The following is a 16,286-nucleotide window of genomic DNA, read 5'->3' as shown; positions in this document are numbered from 1 at the left end:
GCACCACGATCAGGCGTTGGGCCGCTTGCCGTGGTTCGCCTTCTTCTTCTTGCGGGCCCGCTTCTTGTTGCCGCGCTTCGCCATGGGACTCCCTCTCGCTCGGGGACTCTGTCTGGGCAAGAGCCTAGGTTCAGGGCCGTGGCGCCGCATGTCGGTGCCACGGGATTGAATGGCTCCGTGACCGTCTACGACGTGGCCCGGGCGCTGCCGGGCATCGAGGAACTGCGCGACCGCTCCCGGGGGCTCGCGATGCTGGAAGCCGTCCTGAGCCCGGAGTGGGAGGACCGCTACTACTCCTACGACGCGCACTGGTCGGAGACCGAGCAGCTGGCGTCGATGAAGGACGGATCGGGCGACGAGTACACGATCGTCCTCTCCGCCGCCGGGGCGTTCGCGCGCGTCTTCGACCACGAGTCGCCGCTGAGTCCGTTCGGGTCGCTCGCGGACGGGCAGACCTGGCCCGGGGTCCTCGACGGGGTCCCGGAGGCCTTCCGGGAGTACCTGACGGAGCCCGCGTTCACGGACGAGGACGGGGTGCACGTGACCACCGCCTGTCTGTGGCGCGAGACCACGGACCCGGCCTGGCGCACGGGCCGCGTCGAGTTCCCGGACCTCGACGGCCACGAGGACCCGGACGGCTCCGGCCGCCTCCTCCACCTGCTCGTCGACCGCTCGGCGGAGGCGTACGCCGAGTTCGCCGAGGACTACTACGAGCAGCCGGTCGACCTGGAGGCCGTACGCCACGTCCTGGCCCTCCGACCGCTGACCCCGGAGGTCGTGGCGGCCCTCAACCCGGAGGTGGAGCTCGCCGACCTGGCCGAGGACATCGCGGAGATCGGCTACCCGACGGCCTGACGGGCGTCCGTCCCCCACTCCGGCGCGAGCACCGACATGAGCGTCGCGTCCACCCGCTCCCCCTCCCACCGCAGCGCGCCCCGCAGGACGCCCTCCGGCCGGAAGCCTGCCTTCTCGTAGGCGCGGCGGGCGCGGGGGTTGAAGGCGTAGACCTCCAGCCAGATCCGGTACAGGCCGAGCGTCTCGATGCCGTGGCCGACGATCAGGCGGGTCGCCTCCGTGCCGAGGCCCCGGCCGACGGCGTCCGGGACGAAGGCGATCCGGAAGGCGCAGCTCTCGTTGTCGGGGTCCCATTCGTTGAGGACGGCCTCGCCGACGACCCGCCCGGTGGCCCGCTCGACGACGGCGAGGTCGAGCCGGTCGTCCTGCGCGCCGCGCGAGCCGTACCACTTGAGCAGGGCCGCCTCGTCGAAGCGCGTGTGGCTGCCGGTGAGCCGGGTGACCTCCGGGTCCTCGAACAGCGGCAGCAGCGCGGGCACGTCCGCCTCGGTGACGGGACGGAGGACCACCAGGTCACCGGTGAGGGTGGGCTTGTGCGAGAAGTCGGTCATCCCGGGATTCTCGGCGAGCGGCGCGGCGCTGTCGTGCGGTTTACGGCCCCGCCACCGCAGACCGCCCCACGACGACGCCCGCCCGGTCGATGCAGATCACGTCGACCGCGACGGGCGCGCCCCGCAGGACCGCGAGGGACTCGTCGCGGGCGCGGGCGGCGACGAGGTCGCCCAGGGGCACGCCCGCGGCCTCGCAGAGGCGGAGGGCGGCGAGGCCCGTGTTGGCGGCGGCGATCTCGGCGGCGAGGGCGTCGGAGGCGCCGCCGGTGCGGGCGAGTTCGGCGAGGAAGGCCTTGTCGACCTGGGAGCGGGCCGAGTGGAGGTCGAGGTGGCCGGCGGCCAGCTTGGAGAGCTTGGCGAAGCCGCCGCAGATCGTGAGCCGGTCGACGGGGTGGCGGCGGATGTACTTCAGGACCGCGCCCGCGAAGTCGCCCATGTCGAGGAGCGCGATCTCCGGCAGGTCGTAGATCCCGGTGACGGTCCGCTCGGAGGTGGAGCCGGTGCAGCCGGCGACGTGGGTGAGGCCGCCGGCGCGGGCCACGTCGACGCCGCGGCGGATGGAGTCGATCCAGGCGGAGCAGGAGTACGGGACGACGACGCCGGTCGTGCCGAGGATCGAGAGGCCGCCGAGGATGCCGATGCGCGGGTTCCAGGTGGAGCGGGCGATCTCGGCGCCGTTGTCGACGGAGACGGTGATCTCGACGTCGCCGGGGGCGCCGTGCGCGGCGGCGACCGCGGCGACGTGTTCGCGCATCAGCTGCCGGGGCACGGGGTTGATCGCGGGTTCGCCGACCTCCAGCGGGAGGCCGGGCAGCGTGACGGTGCCGACGCCGGGGCCCGCGCGGAAGACCACGCCCGAACCCGGCGGCAGGAGCCGTACCGTCGAGCGGATCACGGCCCCGTGCGTGACGTCCGGGTCGTCGCCGGCGTCCTTCACGACGGCGGCCATGGCGGCACCGGCCGTCAGGGACTCGGCGGTCAGCGCGAACGACGGAGTCTGGCCCTTCGGGAGGGTGATCGTCACCGGGTCGGGGAAGTCGCCGGTGAGCAGCGCGGTGTACGCGGCGGTGGTGGCCGCCGTCGCGCAGGCACCGGTCGTCCAGCCCGGCCGGAGGCCGGTGTGCTTGAGTTGGGCCTCACGCCCGCCGCCTGAAGTCACGAAGAGGCTCCTGTGCACATACTCATTCTCGGCGGGACCACCGAGGCCCGCGCCCTCGCCGGACTGCTGCACGGCGAGGTCCGGGTCACCAGCTCCCTCGCGGGCCGGGTGGCGAGCCCCCGGCTGCCGGCGGGCGAGGTCCGGATCGGCGGGTTCGGGGGTGTCGACGGTCTCGTGGAGTGGCTGGCAGGGCACGCCGTGGACGCGGTCATCGACGCCACCCATCCCTTCGCCGAGCGGATCAGCTTCAACGCGGCCCGGGCGGCCGCCACCGCCCATGTTCCCCTGCTGGCGCTGCGGCGCCCCGGCTGGGTCCCGGGGGAGGGCGACGACTGGCGTTCCGTGGCGTCCCTGGAGGAGGCGGCGCGGGCCCTGGACGGGCTCGGCGACCGGGTCTTCCTGACGACCGGCCGCATGGGCCTGGCGGCTTTCGCGGCCTGTCCGCAGTGGTTCCTGGTCCGCTCGGTGGACGCCCCGGACGCCCCGATGCCGGCCCGCGCCGAGGTCCTCCTCGACCGGGGCCCTTTCACCCTGGCCGGCGAGCGGGAGATCCTCGCCCGCCACCGGATCGACGTGGTGGTGACGAAGGACAGCGGCGGCGCGGCGACCGCCCCGAAACTGACCGCGGCCCGCGAGGCGGGCCTCCCGGTCGTGGTGGTCCGCCGCCCCCCGGTCCCCTCCGGCGTCCCGGTGGCGGCGACCCCGGAGGAGGCCGCCGCCTGGGTGGCTACGGGGTGACGGGCGTGCCGAGTTCGGTGACCTCGGCCCAGTTCAGGCTCGGGTCGTCGGCCCGGAGCATGTTCTCCCACTGGTCCACGGCGATGACGGTGTACATCACGTTCTCGCCGTCCGCCTCGCTCGGGTGCAGGAACGAGGTGGCCGTCTTGGAGAGGTACTCGACGCGGTGGGCGAGCCAGATGGTGCCGCCGTCGCCGTCGTCGTACTTCTCGGCCCGGTAGACCTCGTAGCGCTTGAGGTCGGGCTCCGTGCTCGCGTCCCACTCGACGAGCACGCCGTCCTCGCGCGGCGTCGCCTTGAGGCCGGTGACGGGCGCCGGGGCGATCAGGTCGCCCTCGGTCGTGACCACGGCCTCGGCGGAGGCCGGGGACTCGTGGCCGGCCCGGTCCACGGCCGTGACCGTGTACCGGTAGGTCGTGCCGTGCCAGAGGCCGTTCTCGTCGGTGTACGAGGGGGAGGGGGCGGTTCCGAGGAGGGAGCCGTTGCGGTAGACGCGGTAGGAGGCCACGTCGGTGTCCGCCGGGGCGGTCCAGCTCAGGGCGAAGCCCCGGATGTGGCTTCCGGTGTCCACCGCGGTCAGGCCCGTGGGGGCCCCGGGCGCGTAGTCGCCGCGCGTGGCGGTGACGGAGGTGCGGGCCGAGGTGTTGCCGGCGGCGTCGACGGCCGAGACCCAGTAGGTGTAGCCGGTCCGCTCGGTGGCGGTGGTGTCCCTCCAGGTGGTGGCCGTGACGCCGGTCGCGACCTGCGCGACGGGGTCGGTGGTGCCGGTGCGCTGCCGGTGGACGGTGTACGTCGCCGCGCCCGTGACCGGCTGCCACGCCAGGGCGACGCCGGTGTAGCCGTCGGACGCGGCCACGCCCGCCGGGGCGGCGGTCGGGGTCCTGTCCACGGACACGACGGTCAGGTCGGCGCCGCCCGGGGACTCGTTGCCGGCCTTGTCCACGGCGCGGAGCTCGTACAGGTAGGTCTGGCCGGTCGCGGGCGGGTAGTTCACGTACGAGGTGCCGGTGACCAGGGCGGTGGCGCTGCTGACCTTCGTCCACGTGGTGGAGGTGCTCGGGCGCCGGTAGAGGCGGTAGCCGGCGAGGTCCATCTCCTTGTTCGCCGCCCAGCGCAGGGTGACCTTGTCGAGGGTCTTGTCGTACGCGACGGTGGCGCCGGTCGGGGCGAGCGGGCGGACCTTGTCGGCGGTGGCCGAAGTGACCGGCGTGTAGCCGAACTTGACGTTCGCGGCGCCGGTCCAGGCCGCGTAGTACACGGTGATGGTGTGGCGGCCGGCCGGAACGGTGAGGTTGAGGGTCTTCGACTGGGTGGTGGAGACGTTCCGCCACAGGTCGATCTTGCGGACGCCGTCGAGGTTGACGCGGATGCCGTCCTGGGCCGCGGCGGTGAAGGTGAACGGACCGCCGGAGCCGAAGTCGCGGGTCACCGACCAGCGGACGGAGAAGTCGTCCCGCGGCAGCCTGCCGCCCGCCGGGTCGCCGTAGCCGTAGTTCTCGGCGATGGCGCTGTCGCAGGAGGTCAGCTCGGGGGTGCCGCTGAACGTGGAGTTGGCGAAGAACTCCGCCTTCCACACCGGGGACGTGCAGGTGACGGCCGCGGCGGCAGGAGTGGCGGTGAGCAGACCGCCGGAGGCGGCGAGGGCGGCCGTGACGGCCAGGGCGCTCAGCCGGGTACGAGTCATCACAGGGGGAGGGCCCTTTCCGGACCTATGTGAAGCATGTGAAACGGGGGAACTCCTGTGTGACTCCCGAGGTGGGGGAAGGGTTGTGCCCGCCCCCACCTCGGATCTCGTGCCCCGGATCTCGTGCCCCGGATCTCAGCCGTACCGCCGCGGCGTCCACGTGATCGTGCGGCCGTCGCCCCGTTCGACCGCCCGCGTCTGCGAGGAGCCGATCAGGAGGAGGGTGCGCATGTCGACCTCCGAGGGGTCCAGGGTCTTCAGGGTCAGGACGCGGACCGACTGCTCCGGGCCGCCGACGTCGCGGGCGACGACCACCGGGGTCTCGGGGGCGCGGAGTTCGAGGAGGAGGTCGCGGGCCGCGGCGACCTGGTGGGTGCGGGACTTGGAGCCCGGGTTGTAGAGGGCGATGACCAGGTCGGCGGAGGCGGCCGCGCGGAGGCGGGCCTCGATGACGTCCCAGGGCTTGAGGCGGTCGGAGAGGGAGATCGTGGCGTAGTCGTGGCCCAGCGGGGCGCCCGCCGCTGCCGCCGCCGCGTTGGCCGCGGTGACCCCCGGGAGGACCCGTACGGGCACGTCCGCGTACTCCGGCTCGCAGGCCACCTCCAGGACCGCCGTCGCCATGGCGAAGACGCCCGGGTCGCCGCCGGAGACGACCGCGACCTTCCGGCCGCGCCGGGCCAGGTCGAGGGCGAACTCGGCGCGCTCGGACTCGACCTTGTTGTCGGATCCGTGCCGGATCTGGCCGGGGCGGAGGACGGGGACCCGGTCGAGGTAGGTGGTGTAGCCGACGAGGACGTCGGCGTTGACGAGCGCGCCGCGCGACTCGGGGGTGAGCCAGGGTGCCCCGGCGGGGCCGGTGCCGACGACGGTGACCTCGCCCGTCTCCCGTACGGGGGGCTCCTGGTCGATACGGGAGGGGAGGACCGCCACCGAGAAGTACGGGACCGACTCGGGGTCGACCTCCGTCAGCCTCTCCGTGCGCTCGCCCCGCATGAACGCCCGCTCCACGTACCGCGCGTCGTCCAGCCGGCCCGCCCGCTCCAGGGCCCGCTTGACCGTCGGGAACGTGCGGCCGAGCTTCATCACGACCGCCGAGTCGGTGCCCGCGAGGCGGGCCGTCAGCTCGTCCTCCGGCAGGGTGCCGGGGATGATCGTGAGGACCTCCTCCGCCTCGCACAGCGGCTCGCCGAGCCGGGCGGCGGCGGCGCTCACCGAGGTGACGCCGGGGATGACGGTCGTGTCGTAGCGGTCGGCCAGCCGCTTGTGCATGTGCTGGTACGAGCCGTAGAACAGCGGGTCGCCCTCGGCGAGGACGGCGACGGTGCGGCCGGCGTCCAGGTGGGCGGCGAGGCGGGCCGCGGCCTCCTCGTAGAAGTCGTTCAGGGCGCCCCGGTAGCCGCCCGGGTGGTCCGTGGTCTCCACCGTGAGCGGGTACATCAGCCGCTCCTCGACGTGGTCCTCGCGGATGTGCTCGGCGGCGATGGAGCGCGCTATGGAGCGGCCGTGGCGGGCCGAGTGGTACGCGATCACGTCGGCGGACGCGATCGCCTTCACGGCGGCGACGGTCATCAGGTTCGGGTCGCCGGGGCCGAGGCCCACGCCGTACAGCTTGCCGGTCACGGTGGTCATGCCTGGATCTCCGCTTCGTGGGCGAGGGCGTTGAGCGCGGCGGCCGTCATCGCGCTGCCGCCGCGCCGGCCCCGTACGACCAGGTAGTCGAGGCCGAGGGTGTTCTCGGCCAGCGCGTCCTTGGACTCGGCGGCGCCGATGAAGCCGACCGGGATGCCGAGGACGGCGGCGGGCTTCCCGGCGCCCTTCGCGATCATCTCCAGGAGGTGGAAGAGGGCGGTCGGCGCGTTGCCGATGGCGACGACGGAGCCTTCGAGGCGGTCCCGCCACAGTTCGAGCGCGGCGGCCGAGCGGGTGGTGCCGAGCTCGGCGGCGAGGCCCGGGACGGCCGGGTCGGAGAGGGCGCAGAGGACCTCGTTGTCGGCGGGCAGCCGCTTGCGGGTGACCCCGCTGGCGACCATCTGCGCGTCGCAGAGGATGGGCGCGCCGGCCTGGAGGGCGGCGCGGGCGCTCGCGACGACGCCGGGGGAGTACGCGATGTCCTGCACGAGGTCGGTCATGCCGCAGGCGTGGATCATCCGGACCGCCACCTGGGCGACGTCGGCGGGCAGGCCCGCGAGGTCCGCCTCGGCGCGGATCGTGGCAAAGGACCGGCGGTAGATCTCCGTCCCGTCCTTCTCGTAGTCGAACATCCTGGTGCTCTCGCTCATCTCGTCGTGCGGGCCGTGGTCACTGCTTCGGGCAGGGCGGTACGGGGGGTGGGGACGCCGTCCACCAGGTAGGTGTCGTCGCCGGTGGCGAGGACGTCGACCCAGGCGCCGTGCGGGTGGCCGCAGCGGCGCTCGCACCCGGAGTAGTGGACGGGCAGGCCCCCGCGGTGGACGAGGCCGGCGTCCGTCCGTACGTCGGCGAGGGACTTGGCGCAGCCGGGCCGCCCGGTGCAGGCGCTGACCCCGACCGAGGGCAGGTCGGGACGGGTGACCAGGCCGTACGTCTCCAGGCCGGGCAGCCGGTCGGCGGCGGCACCGACGGCGACCACGCCACGCCAGGGCGTGAACCGCAGCTCGTCGGCCCCGTCGGCCAGGGCCCGCAGCTGGGCGGCCGTCAGGCGGCCGAGCGGGGCGAGGACGTGCAGGGCGTGCGCGCCGAGCGGGCCGGGTGCGGGCGGCGGGGACGCGGGAAGCGGCGGTACGGGTACGGGCTCCGCCGTGATCCCGGCCCGCGCGAGGGCCCCGGCCCAGTCGGGCACGTGCGTGTCGGGCAGTTCGCGGGGCCGCCAGGCCCCGTTCCCGGCGGCCTCGGCGGCGTCCAGGAACGCGAGGGCGGCGGCGAGGGCGGCCCGGACGGCGTCGGCGGCGGCGAGCCGGAACGCGTGCGGACCGAGCCGCAGCAGAGCCGACCCCTCCGGTCCTGCGATCAAGCTCACATCGCCGCCGAGCCCGGCGACGTCGCCGCGTCCGTCGTCGAGGAGGAACAGGAACCGTCCCGAAAGGGACGCGGCCCGGGGCTCCGCGCAGAGCGCCGTGTCCAGTGCGCGCGCCCACAACTGCACGTCCGCGTAGCCGAGTCCGTCGAGTCCCGCGCCGGGCGAGGCCACGATGTTGCGGACGCGCTCGTGGGTGGGCGAGGGCAGGAGGCCCGCCCCGGCCAGAAGGCCGGCCAGTTCCGCCCCGCAGCCCTCGCCGAGGCCGCGCAGCTCCGCGTTGCCGCGCGAGGTGATGCTGATCCGCCCGTCGCCCAGGCTCTCGGCGGCCCGGGCCAGGACCTCGGCCTGACGGGCCGTCAATCGCCCTGCGGGCAGGCGCAGTCGGGCCAGGCGACCGTCGTCGGCGGAGTGCAGGCGCAGCGCCCCGGGGCAGGCGTCGCCACGGTCCCGTATGCGAGCTTCGCCCGGTCGGGGCGTCGGGGGTGGGGTGGGCGGCATGGCGGCGAGCATACCCACGGGGAACCGGCTGACCACCGGGTGTGATCCGGCCGACTCTCCCGCTCTCTCCGGCCGGTGTGATCCGGCCGACCCCCTCGCTCCCTGGGGCCGGTCGGCGGCACGTTCTAGGATGCAGATCGGCATGGGGTCCCAGGACCCCGGGGAGGAAGCCCGGTGAGAATCCGGCGCGGTCCCGCCACTGTGAGCCCGTAACCCACGGGTGAGTCAGGAACTCCCGCCGTCCATACGACCACCCGGGGCGCGGACAACCCCGAGGAAGGGCCTGAGCTCGCCATGCTCCTGCTGCTGTCGCACTCCGACACCGACCTGCTCAGCGCCCGTGCGGCCGGGGGGCCGGTGGAGTACCGCTTCGCCAACCCCTCCCGCCTCCCGCTCGCCGACCTCCCCGGGCTGCTCGACGGCGCCGACCTGGTCGTCGTCCGGCTCCTCGGCGGCGTCCGCTCCTGGCAGGAGGGCCTCGACGCGATCCGCGCCGCCGGGAAGCCGGTCGTCGTGCTCAGTGGCGAACAGGCCCCCGACGCCCAGCTCATGGAGGCCTCCACCGTCCCCGTCGGCGTCGCCACCGAGGCGCACGCCTACCTGGCGCACGGCGGCCCGGCCAACCTGGAGCACCTGGCCCGCTTCCTCTCCGACACGGTCCTGCTCACCGGCCACGGCTTCGAGGCCCCGGCCGCCGCCCCCACCTGGGGCCCCCTGGAGCGGACGGCCAAGGCCACCGAGACCGGCCCGACCGTCGCCGTGCTCTATTACCGCGCCCACCACATGAGCGGGAACACCGCCTTCGTCGACGCCCTGTGCGGCGCCATCGAGCACGCCGGCGCCCGCGCCCTCCCGCTGTACGTGGCGTCCCTGCGCGCCCCCGAGGCCGAGCTGATCTCCGTCCTGCGCGGGGCCGACGCGATCGTCACGACCGTCCTCGCCGCCGGCGGCACCAAGCCCGCCGAGGCGCAGGCCGGCGGCGACGAGGAGGCCTGGGACGCGGGCGCGCTCGCCGCGCTCGACGTGCCGATCCTCCAGGCCCTGTGCCTGACCGGATCGCGGTCCGCGTGGGAGGAGAACGACGAGGGCCTCTCCCCGCTGGACGCCGCCAGCCAGGTCGCCGTGCCCGAGTTCGACGGCCGGCTCATCACCGTCCCCTTCTCCTTCAAGGAGATCGACGAGGACGGCCTGCCCGCGTACGTCGCCGACGCCGAGCGCGCGGCCCGCGTCGCCGGGATCGCCGTCCGGCACGCCCGGCTCCGCCACATCCCGAACGCCGAGAAGCGGCTGGCGCTCGTCCTCTCCGCGTACCCGACGAAGCACTCCCGCATCGGCAACGCCGTCGGCCTCGACACCCCGGCCTCCGCCGTCGCGCTGCTGCGCCGCCTGATCGCCGAGGGCTACGACTTCGGACCCGAGGCCGAGCTCCCGGGCCTGGTCTCCGGCGACGGCGACGAGCTGATCTACGCCCTCATCGAGGCCGGCGGCCACGACCAGGACTGGCTGACCGAGGAGCAGCTCGCGAAGAACCCGGTCCGCATCCCGGCCGCCGACTACAAGCGCTGGTACGCCACCCTGCCCGCCGAGCTCCGCGAGCAGGTCGAGGAGCACTGGGGCCCGGCGCCCGGCGAGATGTTCCTCGACCGCTCGCAGAACCCGGAGGGCGACATCGTCCTCGCCGCCCTGCGCCGCGGGAACCTCCTCGTCCTCATCCAGCCGCCGCGCGGCTTCGGCGAGAACCCGATCGCGATCTACCACGACCCCGATCTCCCGCCGTCCCACCACTACCTGGCCGCCTACCGCTGGATCGCCGCCCGCGCCGAGGACGGCGGCTTCGGCGCCGACGCCATGGTCCACCTCGGCAAGCACGGCAACCTGGAGTGGCTGCCCGGCAAGAACGCCGGCCTGTCCGCCGCCTGCGGCCCCGACGCGGCCCTCGGCGACATCCCGCTGATCTACCCGTTCCTCGTCAACGACCCGGGCGAGGGCACCCAGGCCAAGCGCCGCGTCCACGCGACCCTCGTCGACCACCTCGTGCCGCCGATGGCCCGCGCCGACTCGTACGGCGACATCGCGCGCCTGGAGCAGCTGCTCGACGAGTACGCGCAGATCAGCTCGATGGACCCGGCGAAGCTCCCGGCCATCCGCGCCCAGATCTGGACCCTCATCCAGGCCGCGAAGCTCGACCACGACCTCGGCCTGGAGGAGCGCCCGGAGGACGACGGCTTCGACGACTTCCTGCTGCACGTCGACGGCTGGCTCTGCGAGGTCAAGGACGCCCAGATCCGCGACGGCCTGCACGTCCTCGGCGGCGCGCCGACCGGCGAGGCCCGCGTCAACCTGGTCCTCTCCATCCTCCGCGCCCGCCAGATCTGGGGCGGCACGCAGGCCCTGCCGGGTCTGCGCGAGGCCCTCGGACTGGACGAGTCGGCCGCGACCCGCACGACCGCCGACGAGGCGGAGGCGAAGGCGCGGGAACTGGTCGAGGCGATGGAGGCGGCCGGCTGGGCGGTGGACGCGATCGAGACGGTCGCCGCCGCGTACGGCCCCGAGGTCCGCGAGGTGCTGTCCTTCGCCGCTCTCCAGGTCGTGCCGAGGCTCGCCGCCACCACCGACGAGCTGGCCCACGCCGTGCACGCCCTGAACGGCGGCTTCGTCCCGGCCGGCCCGTCCGGCTCCCCCCTCCGGGGCCTGGTCAACGTCCTGCCGACCGGCCGCAACTTCTACTCCGTCGACCCGAAGGCCGTGCCGTCCCGGCTCGCCTGGGAGACCGGCCAGGCGCTCGCCGACTCCCTCCTGGAGCGCTACCGCACCGACAACGGCGAGTGGCCGACCTCCGTCGGTCTCTCCCTCTGGGGCACGAGCGCGATGCGCACCGCGGGCGACGACGTCGCCGAGGCGCTCGCCCTCCTCGGTGTCCGCCCGCTGTGGGACGAGGCCTCGCGCCGCGTGAACGGCCTGGAGCCGATCCCGCTCGCCGAGCTCGGCCGCCCGCGCGTGGACGTGACGCTGCGCATCTCGGGCTTCTTCCGGGACGCGTTCCCGCACGTCATCGGGCTCCTGGACGACGCCGTACGGCTCGTCGCGGGCCTCGACGAACCGGCCTCCGACAACTACGTCCGTGCGCACGCGCAGGCCGACCTCGCCGAGCACGGCGACGAGCGGCGCGCCACCACCCGCATCTTCGGCTCGCGGCCGGGCACGTACGGCGCGGGCATCCTCCAGCTGATCGACTCGCGCGACTGGCGCACCGACGCGGACCTCGCCGAGGTGTACACGGTGTGGGGCGGGTACGCGTACGGCCGTGGTCTCGAAGGCCGGCCGGCCCGGGAGGAGATGGAGACCGCGTACAAGCGGATCGCGGTGGCCGCGAAGAACACGGACACGCGCGAGCACGACATCGCCGATTCCGACGACTACTTCCAGTACCACGGCGGCATGGTCGCGACCGTCCGCGCGCTCACGGGCACGGCGCCCGAGGCGTACATCGGCGACTCCACCCGCCCCGAGACCGTCCGCACCCGCACGCTCGTCGAGGAGACCTCCCGGGTCTTCCGCGCCCGCGTGGTCAACCCGCGCTGGATCGAGGCGATGCGGCGCCACGGGTACAAGGGCGCGTTCGAGCTGGCGGCGACCGTCGACTACCTCTTCGGGTACGACGCGACGACCGGTGTCGTCGCCGACTGGATGTACGACAAGCTCACGCAGGAGTACGTCCTCGACGAGACGAACCAGGCCTTCCTCAAGGAGGCCAACCCCTGGGCCCTCCACGGCATCGCGGAACGCCTCCTGGAAGCGGAGTCGCGCGGCATGTGGGAGAAGCCGGACCCGGAGACCCTGGCGGCCCTCCGCCAGGTCTTCCTGGAGACGGAGGGGGACTTGGAGGGCGAGGAGTAGGCCTGCCTGCCGGGTGGTGCCTACTGCCGTGTGGGGCCCGCGCCCTGCCCGTGTGGGCAATCGTCCCGCTGGGGCGGGACGGGTGGGCACACGGGACGGCGCCCTTCAGCGGCGCCTCCGCGTTCCGCGCCTGACCCGCACCCTTGGGCGCCGTCACTCGCGGTGCGGGTTCAGGCGCGGGAGCCTCTGGCGCCGGCAGGGCGCGGGCCCGCAACGGGCGGGGTCAGGTGCAGGCGGTGGCCCCGGAAGTCGGCGCGCAGGCGACGGTCGTGGGTCACCACGATCACCGTGCCCCGATAAGAAGCCAGCGCCGCCTCCAGCTCCTCCACGAGCCCCGGCGCCAGATGGTTCGTCGGCTCGTCGAGGAGCAGCAGATCGGCGGCCGAGGTCACCAACCGGGCCAGTTCCAGCTTCCGGCGCTGTCCCGTGGAAAGCAGCCGGACCGGGGTCGCCAGATCCCGGGCGGCGAAGAGCCCGAGGGCGAGCAGTTCGTCCTCGCGGCCCTCTCCGAAGGCCTCGCCCACCGTACGGGGGTCGAGGGGTGAGGTCGTGTCCTGGCGGAGCAGCCCGACCCGGGCGGGTGCGGTCACCGTGCCCGCGTCCGGGGTGAGTTCGCCCGCCAGGACTCGGAGGAGGGTGGTCTTCCCGGCGCCGTTGGGCCCGGTCACGAGGAGCCGCGCGCCCGGCGACAGGTGCAGCGCGTCCAGGTGGAGCCGGCCGTCGACCCGGAGGCCGGTCACGGAGACCGCCGCGCCCTCGCCCACCGGGTCCGCGCGGAAGCGCAGCGGCTCCGGCGGCGGCGGGACGGGCGCGTCGGTGAGCCGGGCGAGCCGTTCGCGGGCGGCGCGGACGCGGCTCATGGCGCCGTGCGCCCGTGACCGGGCCCGGAAGGCGCCCGCCCCGCTGAACGCGGCCGGGGCCTTGCGGGGGATCGCGGAGAACCGGTCGATGTGGGTGTCGGCCAGCGCCCGGTACCGGGCGAGCTCCTCCTTCCACTCCTCGTACTCCCGCTGTCTGCGGGCCCGCTCGGCGGCGCGTCCGGCGAGGTAGCCGCGGTAGCCGTCGCCGTACCGCCGCAGGGTGTGGCGGTCCTCGTCCACCTCCAGGACGGCGGTGGTGACGCGGTCGAGGAAGACCCGGTCGTGGGAGACGGCGACGACCGTGCCCCGGTGGGCCCGCAGCCGCTCCTCCAGCCAGGCGACGGCCTCGTCGTCGAGGTCGTTCGTGGGCTCGTCGAGCAGCAGCAGTTCGGGGTCGGCGGCGAGGACGCCGGCGAGGGCGAGCCGTGCGCGCTGCCCGCCGGAGAGGGTGCCGAGCGGCCGGTCCCGGTCGAGCGGCGCGGGCTCGCCGAGCCGCCGCAGGACGGTCTCGACGCGCCGGTCGGCCCCGGCGCCGCCCCGCGCCTCGTACGCGGCGAGCAGTTCCGCGTACCCGGCGAGGTCGCCGGTGGTGGACAGCTCCGCCTCGGCGCCGCGGATCGTCTCCTCCAGGTCCCGGATGTCCGCGAGCGCGTGGTCGACGGCGTCGCCGACGGTCGCGGTCGGGGGCAGGTCCAGGGTCTGGGCGAGGTGGCCCACCCCGCCGGGGCTCTCGACGGTCACCGTGCCGTTGTCGGCGGTCTCCAGGCCGGCGAGGAGCCGGAGCAGGGTGGACTTCCCCGCGCCGTTGTCCCCGACGATGCCGAGGCGTTCGCCGGGGCGGACGGTGAACGAGACCCGGTCGAGCACGGTCCGGTCGTGCACGTACCGGTCGTCGTAGCGCTTGGTGACGTCGATGAATCGGGCACGGAACAAGGGCGACCTCCTGCCGTCGGGGACACGGACACGAGACGAGACGTCTCGCCTGAGTGGCGACAGTACGGCACCCGGGGAGGTATGACAAGACGATACGTCTCGTATCGTCGACGAGAGGGTCAGGCGGAGGCTATGCGCAGGACCAGTGCCGCCGCCGCGATCAGCGTCAGGACCGCCGCCGGCGCCAGCTCGTAGTCCTTCACCCGCAGGTGGGAGATGACCGCACCCGCGAAGTAGAGCACCAGACCCACCGCCGCGGCCTCGCCGAGCGCCGGGACGAAGAGGCCCACGAGCAGGCCGATCGCGCCCGCCGCCTTCGCGGTCGCGAGCCACGGCAGCGCGCTCTCCGGCACGCCCACCTTGGTCATGCTGCCGATGACCTGCGGGTTCTTGGTGAAGGTCATGAAGGCGGAGCCGAGTGAGGCGAGGGCGAGCAGGGCCGCGACGGCGGCATAGGCGATGAACATGGAGGCACTCCAACGGTCTGGGGGCGACAACCGTTGAAGAGTAACAACGATTTACGTCGCTCCATAATCGAGATGTTCTTGTTACCGTGGACGGCATGGCAGCTCTCCCGACCGACCGCCTCGGCTTCCTCCTCTCCTTCCGCGGCGAGCTCACCGGCGCGCGCATCCGCGCCGCCCTGGGTGTCGCCGGGCTGCACCCGCGCAACGCGATGACGCTGATGCAGCTCGCCCCGGGGGCCACGAGCCAGCGCGAGCTCGCCGTCGCGATGGAGCTCGACCCGAGTCAACTGGTCGCGATCCTGAACGAGTTGGAGGCATCCGGGCTCGCCGAGCGCCGCCGGGACCCGGCCGACCGCCGCCGTCACATCGTCGAGATCACCCCGGCCGGCACCGACGCCCTGGAGCGCATCGACGAGGCCGTGCGCGAGGCCGAGAAGGAGCTCTTCGGTGACCTCACCGAGGCCGAACAGGTCCTTCTGCGGGGACTGTTGGACCGTGTCGTCGTGGACCCGGCCGTCCACGAATGTGGCGAGTAGTCGCCAGAGCGAGAGAGCCTCGGCGCGGAAGAACTCGTCGCGGAGGAACTCGTCGCGGAAGACTCGCCGAGAAAGACTTCGCCCGGCTGCGATGACTTCCGGGGGCGCGGGCCGTCTACCTCCATGACCGTTCCACCCTGGAGGAGAGAACCATGGCCGAGACCGACACCCGGACCCTGGACACCGTCGGCGCGACCCTGCGCTACGACGTGCGCCCCGGCACCGGGACCGACGAGCGTCCCCTGCTGCTGATCGGCTCGCCCATGGACGCGACCGGCTTCACCACGCTCGCCTCCCACTTCGCCGACCGGACCGTGGTGACGTACGACCCGCGCGGGGTGGGCCGCAGTGAGCGCACCGACGGCGCGGCGGAGACGCTCCCCGAGGAGCACGCCGACGACCTGGCCCGGCTGATCGAGGCGCTCGGCGCCGGCCCCGTGGACGTCTTCGCGAGCAGCGGGGGCGCCGTCAACTCCCTCGCGCTGGTGGCCCGCCGCGGCGACCTGGTGCACACCCTCGTCGCGCACGAGCCGCCGACCGCGCAGGTCGTCGAGGACCGCGAGGCCGCCCTCGCGGCCTGCGAGGACGTCCACGCGACCTATCTGCGGGACGGCTGGGGCGCGGGCATGGTCAGGTTCATCGCCCTGACCGGCCACCAGGGCCCCCTCCCGGCGGACTGGTCCGACGGCCCGTTCCCCGGGCCCGAGACCTTCGGCTTCCCGTCCGAGGACGACGGCTCGCGCGGCGACCCGCTGCTCGGGCAGAACATGCGCGGCTGCACCTCCTATCGGCCCGACGTCCCCGCCCTGAGCGCCGCGCCGACCCGGATCGTGGTGGCCGCGGGCGAGGAGTCCGAGGGTCAGCTCGCGGCCCGCGCGGCGGCCGCGCTCGCCGGGGCGCTCGGCACCCCGCTCGCCGTCTTCCCGAGCCACCACGGCGGCTTCCTGGGCGGCGAGTTCGGGCAGCAGGGCGCCCCGGAGGAGTTCGCCAAGGCGCTGCGGGCGGTGCTGGCCGAGGGCTGAGCCGCCGGGAGGGGGCTCCTTCTGCGCGGCGGCGGTCGTCCACCACTCGATAGGTGACGGGGTTGTTCTAGCGAAGTGCGAACAACTTGTT

Annotated in this window: 14 protein-coding genes and 1 riboswitch; of the genes, 5 read left to right on the top strand and 9 right to left on the bottom strand. The window is 74.1% G+C overall.

Going from position 1 to position 16,286, the window contains the following annotated elements; all coding sequences use genetic code 11:
• Window positions 1-9: 9 nt before the first annotated feature.
• Entirely contained in the window at window positions 10-84 is a 75-nt protein-coding gene (locus tag ACFYX3_RS23785; protein WP_099895366.1) for a 50S ribosomal protein bL37, read from the bottom strand.
• A 93-nt stretch (window positions 85-177) separates the two neighbouring features.
• On the opposite strand from ACFYX3_RS23785, the gene ACFYX3_RS23780 reads away from it, so the two are divergent.
• Window positions 178-855: a hypothetical protein gene (locus ACFYX3_RS23780; RefSeq protein WP_389016621.1), complete on the top strand. Its 678-nt coding sequence runs from the start codon at window positions 178-180 to the stop codon at window positions 853-855.
• Here ACFYX3_RS23780 and ACFYX3_RS23775 read toward each other — a convergent pair.
• The gene (locus ACFYX3_RS23775) at window positions 840-1,406 is read right to left on the bottom strand and encodes a GNAT family N-acetyltransferase (RefSeq protein WP_389016618.1); all 567 of its coding nucleotides are present in this window, start codon (window positions 1,404-1,406) and stop codon (window positions 840-842) included. The genes ACFYX3_RS23780 and ACFYX3_RS23775 overlap by 16 nt on opposite strands.
• Window positions 1,407-1,446: 40 nt before the next feature.
• Window positions 1,447-2,565, bottom strand: coding sequence for a cobalt-precorrin-5B (C(1))-methyltransferase (locus ACFYX3_RS23770; RefSeq protein ID WP_376582054.1), 1,119 nt, complete (start codon window positions 2,563-2,565; stop codon window positions 1,447-1,449).
• 12 nt (window positions 2,566-2,577) lie between these two features.
• Here ACFYX3_RS23770 and ACFYX3_RS23765 point away from each other — a divergent pair, with 12 nt between their 5' ends.
• Window positions 2,578-3,303 (top strand): cobalt-precorrin-6A reductase, encoded by a 726-nt coding sequence (locus ACFYX3_RS23765; RefSeq protein ID WP_389016613.1) that lies wholly within the window; start codon window positions 2,578-2,580, stop codon window positions 3,301-3,303.
• Here ACFYX3_RS23765 and ACFYX3_RS23760 read toward each other — a convergent pair.
• From ACFYX3_RS23760 to ACFYX3_RS23745, 4 genes are all read right to left on the bottom strand, one after another.
• Entirely contained in the window at window positions 3,293-4,987 is a 1,695-nt protein-coding gene (locus ACFYX3_RS23760; protein ID WP_389016610.1) for a fibronectin type III domain-containing protein, read from the bottom strand. The genes ACFYX3_RS23765 and ACFYX3_RS23760 overlap by 11 nt on opposite strands.
• 135 nt (window positions 4,988-5,122) lie before the next feature.
• Window positions 5,123-6,616, bottom strand: a complete 1,494-nt coding sequence (locus ACFYX3_RS23755) for a precorrin-2 C(20)-methyltransferase (RefSeq protein ID WP_389016607.1) — start codon at window positions 6,614-6,616, stop codon at window positions 5,123-5,125.
• Complete coding sequence (locus tag ACFYX3_RS23750) at window positions 6,613-7,248, bottom strand: precorrin-8X methylmutase (RefSeq protein ID WP_389016721.1); 636 nt, start codon at window positions 7,246-7,248, stop codon at window positions 6,613-6,615. Before ACFYX3_RS23750 ends, ACFYX3_RS23755 begins: the two co-directional genes overlap by 4 nt.
• A gap of 14 nt (window positions 7,249-7,262) precedes the next feature.
• On the bottom strand, window positions 7,263-8,492 hold the full coding sequence (locus tag ACFYX3_RS23745) for a cobalamin biosynthesis protein CobG (protein WP_389016718.1): 1,230 nt from the start codon (window positions 8,490-8,492) through the stop codon (window positions 7,263-7,265).
• 115 nt (window positions 8,493-8,607) lie between these two features.
• Window positions 8,608-8,737: riboswitch (cobalamin riboswitch) on the top strand.
• A gap of 37 nt (window positions 8,738-8,774) precedes the next feature.
• Here ACFYX3_RS23745 and cobN point away from each other — a divergent pair.
• Window positions 8,775-12,377: a cobaltochelatase subunit CobN gene (cobN, locus tag ACFYX3_RS23740; protein ID WP_389016604.1), complete on the top strand. Its 3,603-nt coding sequence runs from the start codon at window positions 8,775-8,777 to the stop codon at window positions 12,375-12,377.
• 170 nt (window positions 12,378-12,547) lie between these two features.
• Here the strand turns inward: cobN and abc-f are convergent, their stop codons facing one another.
• Entirely contained in the window at window positions 12,548-14,170 is a 1,623-nt protein-coding gene (abc-f, locus tag ACFYX3_RS23735; protein WP_389016601.1) for a ribosomal protection-like ABC-F family protein, read from the bottom strand.
• A 119-nt stretch (window positions 14,171-14,289) separates the two neighbouring features.
• Window positions 14,290-14,637: a DoxX family protein gene (locus ACFYX3_RS23730; protein WP_382656364.1), complete on the bottom strand. Its 348-nt coding sequence runs from the start codon at window positions 14,635-14,637 to the stop codon at window positions 14,290-14,292.
• A 95-nt stretch (window positions 14,638-14,732) separates the two neighbouring features.
• On the opposite strand from ACFYX3_RS23730, the gene ACFYX3_RS23725 reads away from it, so the two are divergent.
• On the top strand, window positions 14,733-15,173 hold the full coding sequence (locus ACFYX3_RS23725; RefSeq protein WP_376582044.1) for a MarR family winged helix-turn-helix transcriptional regulator: 441 nt from the start codon (window positions 14,733-14,735) through the stop codon (window positions 15,171-15,173).
• 152 nt (window positions 15,174-15,325) lie between these two features.
• On the top strand, window positions 15,326-16,195 hold the full coding sequence (locus ACFYX3_RS23720; protein ID WP_389016596.1) for an alpha/beta fold hydrolase: 870 nt from the start codon (window positions 15,326-15,328) through the stop codon (window positions 16,193-16,195).
• Window positions 16,196-16,286 lie beyond the last annotated feature (91 nt).

It is taken from the genome of Streptomyces sp. NPDC002463, from assembly GCF_042889835.1.
GTDB classification, from domain to species: Bacteria; Actinomycetota; Actinomycetes; order Streptomycetales; family Streptomycetaceae; genus Streptomyces; species Streptomyces nymphaeiformis.
This window is presented reverse-complemented; position numbering and strand designations above follow the sequence as displayed.